The organism is Microbacterium altimontanum, from assembly GCF_058349865.2.
This window is the reverse complement of sequence record NZ_JBYRJB020000003.1, coordinates 405,654-418,135: the sequence shown is the minus strand read 5'-3', so window position 1 is coordinate 418,135 and position 12,482 is coordinate 405,654. Positions and strand designations below refer to the sequence as shown.

The 12,482-nt window shown below is 67.5% G+C and carries 20 protein-coding genes; 16 read left to right on the top strand and 4 right to left on the bottom strand.

Annotated elements, in window-relative coordinates:
- Positions 1-14 precede the first annotated feature (14 nt).
- Positions 15-758, top strand: a complete 744-nt coding sequence (locus tag AC3RX1_RS07095; protein ID WP_491500507.1) for a DNA adenine methylase — start codon at positions 15-17, stop codon at positions 756-758.
- Positions 755-1,195 (top strand): class Ib ribonucleoside-diphosphate reductase assembly flavoprotein NrdI, encoded by a 441-nt coding sequence (gene nrdI, locus AC3RX1_RS07090; protein WP_491500506.1) that lies wholly within the window; start codon positions 755-757, stop codon positions 1,193-1,195. Before AC3RX1_RS07095 ends, nrdI begins: the two co-directional genes overlap by 4 nt.
- Before the next feature lie 10 nt (positions 1,196-1,205).
- Here nrdI and AC3RX1_RS07085 read toward each other — a convergent pair whose 3' ends face one another.
- On the bottom strand, positions 1,206-1,697 hold the full coding sequence (locus tag AC3RX1_RS07085) for a hypothetical protein (RefSeq protein WP_491500505.1): 492 nt from the start codon (positions 1,695-1,697) through the stop codon (positions 1,206-1,208).
- A gap of 365 nt (positions 1,698-2,062) precedes the next feature.
- On the opposite strand from AC3RX1_RS07085, the gene nrdE reads away from it, so the two are divergent.
- The 4 genes from nrdE (at position 2,063) to AC3RX1_RS07065 (ending at position 5,979) form a co-directional block, all read left to right on the top strand.
- On the top strand, positions 2,063-4,267 hold the full coding sequence (gene nrdE / locus AC3RX1_RS07080; RefSeq protein WP_491500504.1) for a class 1b ribonucleoside-diphosphate reductase subunit alpha: 2,205 nt from the start codon (positions 2,063-2,065) through the stop codon (positions 4,265-4,267).
- Positions 4,268-4,307: 40 nt separating this feature from the next.
- Positions 4,308-4,673, top strand: a complete 366-nt coding sequence (locus AC3RX1_RS07075) for a hypothetical protein (protein WP_491500503.1) — start codon at positions 4,308-4,310, stop codon at positions 4,671-4,673.
- Positions 4,651-5,103, top strand: a complete 453-nt coding sequence (locus AC3RX1_RS07070; protein WP_491500502.1) for a hypothetical protein — start codon at positions 4,651-4,653, stop codon at positions 5,101-5,103. The genes AC3RX1_RS07075 and AC3RX1_RS07070 overlap by 23 nt, the downstream gene beginning before the upstream one ends.
- A gap of 72 nt (positions 5,104-5,175) precedes the next feature.
- Positions 5,176-5,979, top strand: a complete 804-nt coding sequence (locus tag AC3RX1_RS07065; protein WP_491500501.1) for a DUF262 domain-containing protein — start codon at positions 5,176-5,178, stop codon at positions 5,977-5,979.
- A 6-nt stretch (positions 5,980-5,985) separates the two neighbouring features.
- Here AC3RX1_RS07065 and AC3RX1_RS07060 read toward each other — a convergent pair whose 3' ends face one another.
- Both AC3RX1_RS07060 and AC3RX1_RS07055 read right to left on the bottom strand, forming a co-directional pair.
- Positions 5,986-6,795 carry a restriction endonuclease gene (locus tag AC3RX1_RS07060; protein ID WP_491500500.1) on the bottom strand — a complete coding sequence of 270 codons (810 nt, stop codon included), beginning with the start codon at positions 6,793-6,795 and terminating at the stop codon, positions 5,986-5,988.
- Between the two features lie 37 nt (positions 6,796-6,832).
- A complete protein-coding gene (locus AC3RX1_RS07055) occupies positions 6,833-7,099 on the bottom strand; it encodes a hypothetical protein (protein ID WP_491500499.1) in 267 nt (88 codons plus the stop codon).
- A gap of 68 nt (positions 7,100-7,167) precedes the next feature.
- Between AC3RX1_RS07055 and AC3RX1_RS07050 the strand changes: the two genes are divergently transcribed.
- The 3 genes from AC3RX1_RS07050 to nrdF all read left to right on the top strand — a co-directional run bounded on the left by AC3RX1_RS07050 (position 7,168) and on the right by nrdF (position 9,140).
- The gene (locus tag AC3RX1_RS07050) at positions 7,168-7,608 is read left to right on the top strand and encodes a hypothetical protein (RefSeq protein WP_491500498.1); all 441 of its coding nucleotides are present in this window, start codon (positions 7,168-7,170) and stop codon (positions 7,606-7,608) included.
- Between the two features lie 23 nt (positions 7,609-7,631).
- Complete coding sequence (locus AC3RX1_RS07045; RefSeq protein ID WP_491500497.1) at positions 7,632-8,039, top strand: hypothetical protein; 408 nt, start codon at positions 7,632-7,634, stop codon at positions 8,037-8,039.
- Between the two features lie 153 nt (positions 8,040-8,192).
- Positions 8,193-9,140: a class 1b ribonucleoside-diphosphate reductase subunit beta gene (nrdF, locus tag AC3RX1_RS07040; protein WP_491500496.1), complete on the top strand. Its 948-nt coding sequence runs from the start codon at positions 8,193-8,195 to the stop codon at positions 9,138-9,140.
- Positions 9,141-9,243: 103 nt separating this feature from the next.
- Here nrdF and AC3RX1_RS07035 read toward each other — a convergent pair whose 3' ends face one another.
- Entirely contained in the window at positions 9,244-9,744 is a 501-nt protein-coding gene (locus tag AC3RX1_RS07035) for a hypothetical protein (protein ID WP_491500495.1), read from the bottom strand.
- Between the two features lie 248 nt (positions 9,745-9,992).
- On the opposite strand from AC3RX1_RS07035, the gene AC3RX1_RS07030 reads away from it, so the two are divergent.
- From AC3RX1_RS07030 to AC3RX1_RS07000, 7 genes are all read left to right on the top strand, one after another.
- Positions 9,993-10,220, top strand: coding sequence for a hypothetical protein (locus AC3RX1_RS07030; RefSeq protein WP_491500494.1), 228 nt, complete (start codon positions 9,993-9,995; stop codon positions 10,218-10,220).
- 5 nt (positions 10,221-10,225) lie between these two features.
- Entirely contained in the window at positions 10,226-10,447 is a 222-nt protein-coding gene (locus AC3RX1_RS07025) for a hypothetical protein (RefSeq protein ID WP_491500493.1), read from the top strand.
- 22 nt (positions 10,448-10,469) lie between these two features.
- Positions 10,470-11,012, top strand: coding sequence for an NUDIX hydrolase (locus AC3RX1_RS07020; RefSeq protein ID WP_491500492.1), 543 nt, complete (start codon positions 10,470-10,472; stop codon positions 11,010-11,012).
- A gap of 71 nt (positions 11,013-11,083) precedes the next feature.
- Positions 11,084-11,482, top strand: coding sequence for a hypothetical protein (locus AC3RX1_RS07015; RefSeq protein WP_491500491.1), 399 nt, complete (start codon positions 11,084-11,086; stop codon positions 11,480-11,482).
- A 32-nt stretch (positions 11,483-11,514) separates the two neighbouring features.
- A complete protein-coding gene (locus AC3RX1_RS07010; RefSeq protein WP_491500490.1) occupies positions 11,515-12,057 on the top strand; it encodes a 3'-5' exonuclease in 543 nt (180 codons plus the stop codon).
- Positions 12,054-12,275 carry a hypothetical protein gene (locus tag AC3RX1_RS07005; protein ID WP_491500489.1) on the top strand — a complete coding sequence of 74 codons (222 nt, stop codon included), beginning with the start codon at positions 12,054-12,056 and terminating at the stop codon, positions 12,273-12,275. Before AC3RX1_RS07010 ends, AC3RX1_RS07005 begins: the two co-directional genes overlap by 4 nt.
- Complete coding sequence (locus AC3RX1_RS07000) at positions 12,268-12,477, top strand: hypothetical protein (protein ID WP_491500488.1); 210 nt, start codon at positions 12,268-12,270, stop codon at positions 12,475-12,477. The genes AC3RX1_RS07005 and AC3RX1_RS07000 overlap by 8 nt, the downstream gene beginning before the upstream one ends.
- The last annotated feature ends 5 nt before the right edge of the window (positions 12,478-12,482 follow it).

Sequence of the window (12,482 nt, the reverse complement as noted above, 5' to 3'; positions counted from 1 at the left end):
ACGCATAGGCGGGCATGAGATACGTCGGCGGCAAATCGCGGATCGCCCGGGCCATCGCAGAGCAGATCATCGCCCGTGTGCCCGACGGGGGCACCCTGTACGAGCCGTTCGTCGGCGGCGCCTCCACGTTCGCGCGCCTCGCCCCGCATTTCCAGCGAGCCCGAGCCAGCGACAGCAGCCTGGACGTCATCCTGATGTGGAATGCGCTTCTGGACGGCTGGGAGCCGCCGGAGCGGATCAGCGAGACCGAGTACGCAGCGTTGAAGGACGCCGAGCCCTCAGCCCTCCGGTCCCTCGCCGGCTTCGGCGGCAGTTTCGGGGGCAAGTGGTGGGCCGGCTACGCCCGCGGCGGCTACAACGCCGACGGGACACCGCGTAATCACCAGGGGGAGTCCGCGCGCGCCGTCTGCCGGATCCGCGACGCGATCGCGGGCCTCGACGTGTCGTTCGTCCATCGCTCCTATGAGGAGATCGACCCGCAGTCGGGCGACACGGTCTACTGTGACCCGCCCTACGCCTCAACGTTCGGGTACAACGCGGTCGGCGATTTCGACAACGACCGATTCTGGGAGATCGCAGCCTCGTGGGCAGAGCGCGGCGTGCACGTGTTCGTCTCCGAGTACGCGGCGCCGGAGGGGTGGGACTGCATCTGGGAGGCGAAGCACCGGCGGAGCCTGCAGGGCGGGTCTGAGCGCAAGGTGACCACCGAGCGCCTGTTCGTCCGCTCGACCGCCACCGCCGTCGAACTGGCAGCATGATCGATCTCGTCTACTTCTCGTCCGTCTCGGAGAACACCAAGCGGTTCGTCGAGAAGGTCGCTACAGCCGTCCCCGTGCGCACCGTCCGGCTCCCTCTGCGCCGCACCGACCCGCCGGTCAGCGTGCACGGCCCGTACCTGCTCGTGACTCCGACGTACGGCGGGGGCCTCGGCCGCGCTCCCGGGACAGGGGCTGTGCCCAAGCAGGTGATCCGGTTCCTCAACGACCCGGTCAACCGCCAGCACCTGGCGGGGGTCATCTCGTGCGGGAACACGAACTTCGGGCCAGAGTACTGCCTTGCGGGCGACGTCATCGCTGCCAAGTGCGGGGTGCCGCACCTGGCTCGCATCGAGATGCTCGGCACCCCTGAGGATGTCTCGCGCATCGTCGGCATCGTCCGTCGTCACGGTCAGCCAGGTGATGACGCACGAGACTAACCGGCCTCGCTCACGAGCCGGTGTCGGCTGATATTCCGTTCGCGAGACCCACGTTCGCGGCGGCCGCCACCTTGGCGATGAACACAGGGTCCCCGGCGAGAGCCGCGGCGACCTCCGCCGCGCTGGGGGAAACCTGGGCCGCCGCCTGCGCACTGCGCCTGTCGAGCTCCGCTCGCACCGCCGCCAGCGCCGCGTCGGCGTTCGGATGCACCGCCCGACCCGTCTTGTCGTCGAAACGGGCGGCCGTGGCTTCATCGACGATCGCGATCGCCTCAGCCTTACCGACAACGGGCTCGGCGACGGCGACGAGGGTCGAGTGGCTCTCGAGCCAGGCCAGCGCGTGCTCGTGTGACCGCTCGATGTACACGCCATCAGCGTTGATCTCGCGCCTGGACCTGAGGACCAGAGGGAGCGCGTTATACGACCGGATCGTTGCGATAAGGCTGCGGACGCGGACGTCCTCCAGCGCAGAGAAGGACCAACCGGAGCGACGCTGTGTCATGTCCGTAAGCTACCAGGACGCCCACGGCCAGGCGAGCGTGGCCAGTCCTGTCTTGCATGGTCGGCGCGCCACGTGACGGCGCCGGCCGTGATGGTGGGCAGCTTGCGATCATTCTGCTGCTGGGCGAGGCCCGGGTCGCACGATTCTCGAGACGCCACCCGCGGTGAGCCTCACTCGGCTGTGGGTCGTCGGCCTGCCGCAGGGTACGACAAGCACGAGACGTGCGCCGCTCGGTTCGTCAGGTGAGTCGTCCACCATGTGGACGACGAGCCCGAGTGGCGCGCTGTGCGCCACGCGCCGCGTACATCTTCATCACCGCTCCCCGCGAGCGGATCGACCCTCTACCCGCGATCAGGAGCCACCGGATGCCGGACACCGCCCCCACGTTCAAGACCGACCCGCGATTCGAGGGGATGGATTATCACGCTCTCAACGCGATGCTCAACCTCTACGACGCGGACGGTCGCATCCAGTTCGACGCGGACAAGGCGGCCGCCCGGGCGTACTTCCTCGACCACGTGAACCAGAACACCGTCTGGTTCACCGACCTCGAGGAGAAGCTCGGCTACCTGTTCGAGCACGGCTACTACGAGAAGCCGGTGTGGGACCAGTACACGCCCGAGTTCACGAAGGCGGCATACAAGCGTGCCTACGACAAGCGGTTCCGGTTCGCGTCGTTCCTCGGTGCGTTCAAGTACTACACGAGCTACACCCTGAAGACCTTCGACGGCCAGCGCTACCTCGAGCGGTTCGAGGACCGCGTCGTCGCCACCGCCCTGTATCTCGCCCGCGGCTCGGAGACTGAGGCGAACCGACTCATCGACGAGGTCATCGCCGGGCGGTTCCAGCCGGCCACCCCGACGTTCCTGAACGCCGGGAAGGCACAGCGCGGCGAGCTCGTGAGCTGCTTCCTGCTGCGCATGGAGGACAACATGGAGTCGATCGCCCGCTCCATCAACGCCGCCCTCCAGCTGTCCAAGCGCGGCGGCGGCGTCGCGTTCGCCCTCACGAACCTGCGCGAGCAGGGCGCGCCGATCAAGCAGATCGAGAACCAGTCCTCGGGCGTGGTCCCGGTCATGAAGCTGTTCGAAGACAGCTTCAGCTACGCCAACCAGCTGGGCGCTCGTCAGGGCGCCGGCGCCGTGTACCTCCACGCGCACCACCCCGACATCATGCGGTTCCTCGACACCAAGCGCGAGAACGCCGACGAGAAGATCCGCATCAAGACCCTGTCCCTCGGCGTCGTCGTGCCCGACATCACGTTCGAGCTGGCGAAGACCGGCGAGGACATGTACCTGTTCAGCCCGTACGACGTCGAGCGCGTCTACGGCGTGCCGTTCTCGGACATCTCTGTCACCGAGAAGTACCGCGAGATGGTCGACGACCCCCGCATCCACAAGACCAAGATCAACGCACGCGAGTTCTTCCAGACCCTCGCCGAGATCCAGTTCGAGTCGGGCTACCCGTACATCATGTTCGAGGACACGGTGAACAAGGCCAACCCGATCGCCGGCCGCGTCATCCAGTCGAACCTCTGCTCCGAGATCCTGCAGGTCTCCACCCCGTCGGAGTACTCCGAGGACCTCGGCTACGCCACGGTCGGTCGAGACATCTCCTGCAACCTCGGGTCGCTGAACATCGCACTGGCGATCGACGGACGTGACATCGGTGGGACCGTCGAGGCGGCCGTCCGCGCCCTGACCGCGGTCAGCGACCTCAGCGACATCTCCTCGGTGCCCTCCATCGCCGAGGGCAACCGGCGATCCCACGCGATCGGGCTGGGGCAGATGAACCTGCACGGGTTCCTTGCCCGCGAGCACATCCACTACGACAGCCCCGAGGCCATCGACTTCGTCTCCTCGTACTTCGCCACTGTCGCCTACCACGCGGTGCGAGCCTCGAACCTCCTCGCCACCGAGCGCGGCGAGACTTTCGCCGGGTTCAGCTCGTCGGCCTATGCCCCGCAGCCGGCGCAGGCGCTCACCGTGAACCTCGACGGTGAGCGAGTGCTGGTGGGGGAGTACTTCGAGCGGTACGTCACCCGTTCGTGGAGGCCGCAGACCGACACCGTCCGCGCGCTGCTGCGCCGATTCGGGTTCACCGTCCCCTCCAAGGCCGACTGGGCGCGGCTTGCTGCGGCGGTCGCCGAGCACGGCCTGTACAACGCGTACCTGCAGGCGGTCCCGCCCACCGGCAGCATCTCCTACATCAACAACTCGACCAGCTCGATCCACCCGATCGTCTCGAAGGTCGAGATCCGCAAGGAGGGCAAGCTCGGGCGGGTCTACTACCCGGCGCCGTTCATGACGGACGAGAACCTCGAGTACTACCGTGATGCGTACGAGATCGGCCCGGAGGCCATCATCGACATCTACGCCGCGGCGACCGAGCACGTCGACCAGGGGCTGAGCCTCACCCTGTTCTTCAAGGACACGGCGACCACCCGCGACGTGAACCGCGCGCAGATCTACGCCTGGCGCCGCGGCATCAAGACCATTTACTACATCCGCGTGCGCCAGATGGCGCTCGAGGGGACCGAGATGGCGAACTGCGTCTCGTGCCAGCTGTGACCTGACTGCCGCGGGGCTGCACGCTGCGCATAGAGTCGTCATGGGATTCAAGCGTCTCCAGCTCGACACCGTCTACGCGCTGCACGGCAGCCCCGCTGTTCTCGTCTGCAAGGACAAGTTCGCCCAAGGGTGCGGCGACAGGCTCACGCCCAGTCCCGCCGGCGCCCACGGCTTCGATGTCCTGCTGGTCAAGTTCAGCGACACTCCTGACGGCGGCTACGGCCCCGAGCATCTGAAGGGCCTTGTCGCCGAGGCGGCAGCACTTCGCGCCGACATTCCGGCACAGACTTTCAGCGAGAACGAGCGCGGGTTCGCTGTCACGCTGACACGCCTCAGCAGCATCCGGCACGAGTGGGCCGACTACGTGGTCTACGAGAAGCGGCGTGAGGAGCGGGAGGCGGCGTGAGGAGCGGGAGGCGGCTGAGGCAGAGCGGCGAGCGAAGGACCGGGAACTGCACGCAAAGGTGTTCTCGGAGTCCGCAACAGAGCCCGCGCTCGCGCCGACGCTTGAGGAGCACCGTCGAATGCACGGCTTGGTCTACGTCGACGTCTGCGTCCCCTACGACAGCGGCCTCATCGAGGAGCGAACGATGTGGAGCGGGGAGGCCTACCTTGACGCGACGAACAGTGTCGGTCTCAACCGCTACCTGAGTGACGAGGCAGATGCGGCGCTTCGACGTGGATTCGGCCCTCTTGCGTACTTCACCCACCTGTCCACACACCGCGACCTCGACGCGGCCACGCGAGGCGAGGAGGGATACATCGTCCCCATCGAGGTCACCTTCGACGTGATCTCCGGCGCCGAGTTCGCTCGCCGGCTGGAAGCGTTCGACTGAACACTGATTCCGCCGGCATCCCACATCCACAGAGTGATCGCGAAGACCGCCCAGCCGCGCACATACCTGATCATGAGCAACATCAGCGCATCCGCCGAGTCTGCCCGCGAGAACGCCCGGGCCGGCGATGGCCGCTTCGGGCCTCAGGAGCGCTCTGCCCCTGAGGCGAGTCTCGACACTGCGGGCTCCCGTGCCGCTCGCCTCGAAGAGGCCCACCGGCTCGAAGCCGAGGCCCGCGGCCTGCGGAAGGAGCGGCGCTACGACACAGCCACGTACCACCGCTTGGAGGCGCTGGACGCACGCATCGACGAGCTGTACGCGAGGCCCAATCGTCGTGCCCGGCCGATCCGCCGTCTGTCCCTGACGCCGATGAACCGCACCGCGCTCTCGTTCCTGCCGCGCGCGGATGAAGACGACAGCCTGGAGCTGAGCCCGCCGTACCAGCGTGGGTCGGTCTGGACCACCGAACAGCGGCAGGCCCTCATCGAGTCGATCCTCAGAGGTCTGCCCATCGGCTCGGTGACCCTCAACAACCGGTGGGAGGCCAACGGGTACACCGGCAAGGTCGGCCGCGCGGTCGTGGACGGCAAGCAGCGCATCGAGACGATCCGCGCGTTCTTCGCCGACGAGCTCCCTGTCCCCGCCGACTGGTTCGAGGACGAGGAGATCGCCGACGAGAGCCCGGACGGTCTCGTCACCTACTCGCAGCTGAGCCGCAGCGGCCAGCGCCGCGCGGAGAACTGGCCGATCCCGACGATCGAGGCGACCGTCCTCACAGTCGAGGAGGAAGCGCACCTGTACGGCCTGGTCAACAGTGCGGGCACCGCGCAGACCGATGGTGACCTCGCGAACGCGCGAGGTGTAGCCGGCGAGTGACGCTCGTCAGACGGCGACCTCGTCGGCGCTGGCTTCGCGCTGCGCTTCACGCAGCCGCACCATTGCCTCCAGACGGTCCTCGAGGTCGGGGACCCAGGCGAGCGTCCGCCTGATCTCGTCGATCCCCGCCACCGCGGTGTCGTGATATGAACGCGCCTTCTGGGCCCAGGCCAGGATCGCCGCCCGCGAGGCTCCCCGGATGGTCTCGGGGAGATCGGCGAATGACTCTGCCCCGCGTGTCAACTCCCGTATGAGCGGCCCGAGCGCGGCCGACGGCTCCAAGTGGTCCACACTGAGCGCGTCAGCGAGGGCGAGCTGACGCTCCGTCAGCGGCACGCTCGTGTCCCCCTTCACGTGCATGAGGATCGCCTCAACGTCACCGAAAACGCCCCCGGCCGTCATCCGCCACGCGTCAACGGTTCCCACGTCTTCGCCCAGCTGCCCGAACGCATCCGCGGCCTGCGACAGGGGCACCGCAAGATCCTCAGCGACCGAGTTCACGGCGTACACGTTGCCCCCCTCGTCGTACCGGAACAGGGCGACGCCAGCACCATCCGCGTACTGGACGGCGAGGTCCGTGAACCCGGCTGCCGCGTAGAAGAGAGCATTCTCGTACCCATGTGCTGCACCACGGAGGCGCTGGACATCGGGAGAGCCGGTCAGCTTCGCGTGGTACTTCACCTGGGCGATCACACCCGTGCCGATGACGTCGATGCCACCGTCAGTGCCGCTCGCGGTGCGTGTCGCGTCCGCGAACCCGAGAGTGCGCACGTGGGCGGCGGCGAGCTCCTCCGCCATCTGCCAGCTGAAGACCATACGCGAAGGGTATCGGCAGGACCGGACACGAGCCCAGTCAGACTCGGTCCCCGAGCACTACCCGCCCGGCGTCGGTCACCTCCCACTCGATGACGATCTCGCCGGGCGGAGGCACGTAATCGCGCAGAGCGATCAGCCCCCGCCGGGCGAGCGCCCGTGCGGTCAGCACGTTCACCGGCGCCCAGCCGCGGACGTCCAGAAACGCGACCGCGTCCCGGGAGAACACGTCGGGCGGCGTCACGATGAGCCCGTGCTCGGCGATGAGCCACAGCGCTTCAATCTGGGGCTGCGTCAGGTGGGGCACAGCGACGACACTACCGACCCCGCACGTCGCCCGGCCGCTGATAGGGCACCGCCGCGTACATGACCGGTATGACAGCCATCGACAATCGCAGCCGGCACGCTGACGGCCGATTCGCCTCGGAAGCGCGGACGCCCGCCGAGGTGACTCTGCCGCCGCACGTGCAGAAGCGGCTCGACGGGGAGGAGATCCGTGCCCGGGCACTGGAGTTCCTGCGGCAGCACCCGACCGTCCGGGGCCGCGGTGGGGACCTGCGGCCCGGCGACTACATCGACCTGCAGACGAACGGGGAGAACGGCCCGTTCGCCTTCGCGTTCGGGCAGGACCCGAACCTGTACCGCGCGTGGCGTGACGCCGGCGCGTCCCCAATCGCCCGCATCGTCGACATCCACGACGCTGACGCCGACGAGCCTGACGATGTGATCGTCGTCGCCGACTTCGGCGGCCGGGAGATAGAGCTGAGCCTCCACAGAGGCCGGGAGGTCTGGTACTCCCGACCCGCCGACGCATAGGGAGGCGAACCTGAGGAGACCTGTTGCTCGCACATCACCAGACGCCCGTCGAGACGGCGGCGAACACCGACATCGCCAAGTTCATCGAGGACGGCCAGTTCCCCGAGTACCGCGCCGCGTACGCACGGTTCCGCCGTCTGCACACCGCGTCGGTGATCACCGACGCCATCGGCCTCATCGCCCTCGTCGGAGGTCTCCTCGTCCAGCTGCCGTTCGTCGCGTGGGGAGGCCTCGCCGCTGTCGGTGTGGGTCTTCTGCTCGGGACGTGCTCGAACCGCGACCGGGCGTTCAAGACGCTGCTCCACGCCCGCTACGGGGCGACCCTCCGCGAGATGAAGAAGGCAGGACCGGTCGTCGAGTTCGCAGATGGCGACACGCCGACGGAGGTCCTTCCCACCGCCTGGGCGGTGCACAGGCGCAGCCGCCCGTAAGCCCGCGGAAGGTGGCTCTCCGCAGGGTTCACAGTGTTCCGCACCACGCGGAGGTTGCCCGATCCTGAAGCCACGAACGCCTCCCCGCCCACCGGGCGGGGAGGCACATTCAACTCTGCCGCAGCGCGGCGGACATTCACACCGAGGAGACCGATGACACTCGAAGCCATCAACTGGAACCGCATCGAGGATGAGAAGGACCTCGAGGTCTGGCATCGGCTGACCCAGCAGTTCTGGCTCCCTGAGAAAGTGCCGCTGTCCAACGATGTTCAGTCCTGGGCGACGCTCACCGAGCAGGAGCAGCTCTCGACGATGCGTGTGTTCACAGGGCTCACGCTGCTCGACACCGTCCAGGGAACGGTCGGTGCCATCTCGCTCATGCCGGACGCCGTGACGCCGCACGAGGAGGCCGTCTACACCAACATCGCGTTCATGGAGTCGGTGCACGCGAAGAGCTACTCCTCGATCTTCTCCACGCTCGCCTCCACCAAGGAGATCGACGAGGCGTTCCGGTGGTCCCGCGAGAATGCGAACCTGCAGCGCAAGGGGCAGCTGATCGTCGAGCACTACCGCGGCGACGACCCGCTGAAGCGGAAGGCGGCCTCCACGCTGCTCGAGTCCTTCCTGTTCTACTCGGGCTTCTACATGCCGCTGTACTGGTCCTCGAAGGCGAAGCTGACGAACACCGCAGACCTCATCCGCCTGATCATCCGCGACGAGGCAGTCCACGGCTACTACATCGGGTACAAGTTCCAGAAGGGGCTCGAACGGGTGTCCGCCGCGCAGCGCGCCGACGTCAAGGACTTCACGTTCTCACTGCTCTACGACCTGTACGAGAACGAGGTGCAGTACACCCAGGATCTGTACGACGGGCTCGGGCTGACCGAGGACGTCAAGCGGTTCTTGCACTACAACGCGAACAAGGCGCTCATGAACCTCGGCTACGAGCCGATGTTCCCGCAGTCCGGGTGCGATGTGAGCGCGCCGATCCTGTCGGCGCTGTCCACCGACAGTGAGAACCATGACTTCTTCAGCGGGTCGGGGTCCTCGTACGTCATGGTCAAGGCTGAGGCGACCGAGGACGACGACTGGGCGTTCTGATGGTCTCGCTGGCGCTCGACCATCAGAACGCACGAACAGCCCGCCGCGATGCGGCGGGCTGTTCTGAGTCGGGGCGTGAGTGTCGCCGGTGGTCGGTGAGCGCTCACCTTACGTGTCTCGCGATGGCGGGGAATCGCAGAGCGAGCCCACTATAGGAATCCTTGCGGATAGACCCACCATCTCGCGGGTCAACGCGGAGGATGATCGCAATGGCCCGGCGGGAGTCCAGCCCCAGCCATTCTTTGATGCGGAATCTCATGTCTCGGGGCGGATTGCGCCACACTAGCACCGCTTCGACCCCGGGAGTGATGTCGGCAACTTCGAATCGGTTGACCTTCCAGAAGCTCTGCTTGCAGTGCTCGGCGATGGACTGGTCCAGAAGCTCTATGCACCCTGCCTTACTGAGCTCCGTCGGGTCCCACACCCAGTGGCCGTCATACTCGTGGGGCGGATAGCCAGGCTCCCAGACGAAGGACCCGAGGTTGGGGCCTCCCACGTTGGGCATCCAGTCGGAATGCGCGTATTCGTGCCTGCGCAGGCTAGCGTTCGGCCACTCCAGGCTGAAGGCCACACTGTCAGCCAGTGCATCCGGTGCAAGCTTCATGTGCATGCCAGGCCGTTCAGCATCGTAGATATGACGGACCGGATCACCTGGACGCTCATCGGGGTTCGTCCAGTACCGCGGATGCATGTCATGCGTGCCACCGGGGTGGAACGACAGTCGCGACGGCCGCGTGCCCGGATCCGCGTGGACTTTCGGCAAGAGTGATCCCACAGCTTGGACAGTACCAGCGGGTTGTGACGATAGTCGGCCGCCGAGGCTGACGGCACGCTCTCCGCAGGGTATGTCGCATGCCAGGTGTGATGGTCGGAGTGGGTGCGGGGATCATCCTCGTGGTCGTCCTCGTCGGTATCGCAGTGCTGCTCCTGCAGCGCCGCGGTGCCGCGCAGACCATCTGTCTCCTGTTGATCGGCGCCGCCCTGTCGCTCATCGCGATCGGTGCGACTCTCATCGCGAACGGGATCACCGCGGCTGACACCGTCCACCTCACCGAGATCCTGACCCCCGTCCGAAAGTAGGAACGATGAACGAGTTCGACGAGATGGACGCGCGCGCCATCCTCCGAGAGGCGCAGAACCCCGCGGCCAGCCCCCGCCGGTTCGCGGCGACGAAGGCAGAGGACGGCTGGTGGCTGTTCACCTGGCGGCCCGGTCGCGGCCGGAAGCCGAAGCAGCAGCAGGTGCTCGTGAGTGAGACCGGCGAGATCACCGCCGTGAAGCGCGGCGAGAGCGTTGCTGCGGCGTAGCCGCAGCACGGGAGCACGAGGCGTGAGCGGGAACTGGGTCGTCCGCGGACGCGGCGACGTGTCGGTGATCCACAGTGAGCCTGCCACCGGGTGGGATGTGATCACCGTGGGGACCGGCGCGGGAGCGATCGTCATCCCGCGCCTGGTCGAACGGGGCATCCCGCAGCTGGGCATGGTACGCCAGCACCGGCACGCGCTCGACCGGTACACGCTCGAGTTCCCGCGCGGAGGCGTCGACCCGCTCGAGGATCCGGCGCAGGCCGCGTCTCGCGAGCTCGCCGAGGAGACAGGGTTCGCCGTATCGCCGAAGCGTCTGCGCCACCTCGGAACGCTGCACCCTGACACCGGGATCCTGGACACGGTCGTCGACGTCTACCTCGCGGCCGTCGAGGCACCGGTCCCAGAAACGCCGGCGCAGGAGGAGGGCATCACGACGATGTGGGTCGGCGAGGGGGAGCTTCTCGGCCTCATCACCAGCGGCCAGGTGACGTGCGGGATGTCGCTCGCGGCGTTCGCACTCTACGAGGTCCGCGGCAACAAGCACGTCGGCGTCCACTCGCTGTAGGAGTTGGGGAGTCGTTCGCGACAGCGGGCGACGAGCAGCGACCGTCAGGGAGCCCGCGCATAGACCGGTGCATGAGCACCAACGCACGCTACGCCCGGTCCGCCACCGACGCTGTCCGCCAGCTTGTCGCAGCCGGCGACCTCCCGAATACGGCAGTCGTGAACCCTCGCGCCATGCGCGCTATCGTGTTCGCGCCCCTGGCTCTCGCGGTCGTCGTGCTCGCCGGCGCCGGGTCGATCGGTGTCCCGTTCGGCAGCTGGCCGCTGGCTCTCGGGATCGCGCTCGCGACCGCCGGCGTGCTGCTCGTCCAGTACGCGGTGCTCGGCGCGCTCATCACCAAGCGCCAGCAGCTGAACGAGAAGCTTGCACCCGCCGGGATCGAGATCACCTGGTTCGGTGCGCGGTTCACCGAGGGACTCCGGCCCCTCGGCGGCGGCGCCGAGCAGCTGCACGCGATGCTGCACGCATAGGCGCCCATGATCCGGACCGTCGGGGTGACCCCGTGCTGAGCTTCGCCGCCGTCGATTTCGAGACCGCCAACGCGAAGCGCGCCTCTGTCATCCAGGTGGGGCTGGTGCGTGTGGAGGAGGGCAGGATCACCGCGAAGCGCAAGTCGTTCGTGACGCCGCCGCCCGGGTTCTCTTACTTCCAGCAGATGTGCATCGACGTCCACGGCATCCGCCCGCACCACATCGCGGGTGCGCCCGGCTGGCCGCAGGTGCTCGCCGGCATCCGGCAGGTCGTCGGCGATCTGCCGCTGGTCGCGCACAACGCCGCCTTCGAGCGGAGCGTGGTGCGCGCAGCGTGCGACGCGACCGGCATCGAGACGCCGCCCTTCGACTACGTGTGCACGCTGAAGATGGCGAGGGCCGTCGACACCGAGGCGCACAACCACAAGCTGGATACGCTGGCGCGCCGCTACAACCTCCGCCAGGACGAGCACCATGACGCGCTCGACGACGCGATCGTCGGGGCACGGCTCGCGATGCACCTGAACAGCTTCCCGGGTGCCTTGGCCGGATGGACCAGGGCGAGGCTCCGATGAACCGCAGCAAGCGTGAGTGCGCACTGGTCCACGGGTACGTGCTCAACCCTCAGCGCCCGCACGCCGCCGAGGCCGCGCGGCTCCTTGCATGGCTGACCCGTGGGAGCCTCGTCATCCCGAGGCTCGTGCGACCGGTGCCGATCGCTTTCCGCGTGAGGTTCCGCGCGCACGCGCTCTCTGACGCCGAGCTGTGGCGGCTGGCCGTCGGCCATGCCTGAGTCCTTCCTTCCCGGCCGGATCCAGCCGAGTGAGTGCGTGCGTGAGGCCGCGGTGCTGAACCCCGGAGTGCTGATCATGGTCGTCGATTCGCAGTACGGGGCGGCGGCAGACCCTCGTGCGCTGATCGGCGGATGGCGGTTCGACGGTCAGCGCTTCGAGTTCTACCCGAACGTGGCCTACCGGCTGCCGCTGCGCGCATAGTCCGC

Coding starts and splice junctions, on each gene's coding strand:
- AC3RX1_RS07095 (WP_491500507.1), top strand. CDS start 15: ATGAGATACGTCGGCGGCAAATCGCGGATCGCCCGGGCCATCGCAGAG.
- nrdI (WP_491500506.1), top strand. CDS start 755: ATGATCGATCTCGTCTACTTCTCGTCCGTCTCGGAGAACACCAAGCGG.
- AC3RX1_RS07085 (WP_491500505.1), bottom strand. CDS start 1,697: ATGACACAGCGTCGCTCCGGTTGGTCCTTCTCTGCGCTGGAGGACGTC.
- nrdE (WP_491500504.1), top strand. CDS start 2,063: ATGCCGGACACCGCCCCCACGTTCAAGACCGACCCGCGATTCGAGGGG.
- AC3RX1_RS07075 (WP_491500503.1), top strand. CDS start 4,308: ATGGGATTCAAGCGTCTCCAGCTCGACACCGTCTACGCGCTGCACGGC.
- AC3RX1_RS07065 (WP_491500501.1), top strand. CDS start 5,176: ATGAGCAACATCAGCGCATCCGCCGAGTCTGCCCGCGAGAACGCCCGG.
- AC3RX1_RS07060 (WP_491500500.1), bottom strand. CDS start 6,795: ATGGTCTTCAGCTGGCAGATGGCGGAGGAGCTCGCCGCCGCCCACGTG.
- AC3RX1_RS07050 (WP_491500498.1), top strand. CDS start 7,168: ATGACAGCCATCGACAATCGCAGCCGGCACGCTGACGGCCGATTCGCC.
- nrdF (WP_491500496.1), top strand. CDS start 8,193: ATGACACTCGAAGCCATCAACTGGAACCGCATCGAGGATGAGAAGGAC.
- AC3RX1_RS07035 (WP_491500495.1), bottom strand. CDS start 9,744: ATGAAGCTTGCACCGGATGCACTGGCTGACAGTGTGGCCTTCAGCCTG.
- AC3RX1_RS07030 (WP_491500494.1), top strand. CDS start 9,993: ATGCCAGGTGTGATGGTCGGAGTGGGTGCGGGGATCATCCTCGTGGTC.
- AC3RX1_RS07025 (WP_491500493.1), top strand. CDS start 10,226: ATGAACGAGTTCGACGAGATGGACGCGCGCGCCATCCTCCGAGAGGCG.
- AC3RX1_RS07015 (WP_491500491.1), top strand. CDS start 11,084: ATGAGCACCAACGCACGCTACGCCCGGTCCGCCACCGACGCTGTCCGC.
- AC3RX1_RS07005 (WP_491500489.1), top strand. CDS start 12,054: ATGAACCGCAGCAAGCGTGAGTGCGCACTGGTCCACGGGTACGTGCTC.
- AC3RX1_RS07000 (WP_491500488.1), top strand. CDS start 12,268: ATGCCTGAGTCCTTCCTTCCCGGCCGGATCCAGCCGAGTGAGTGCGTG.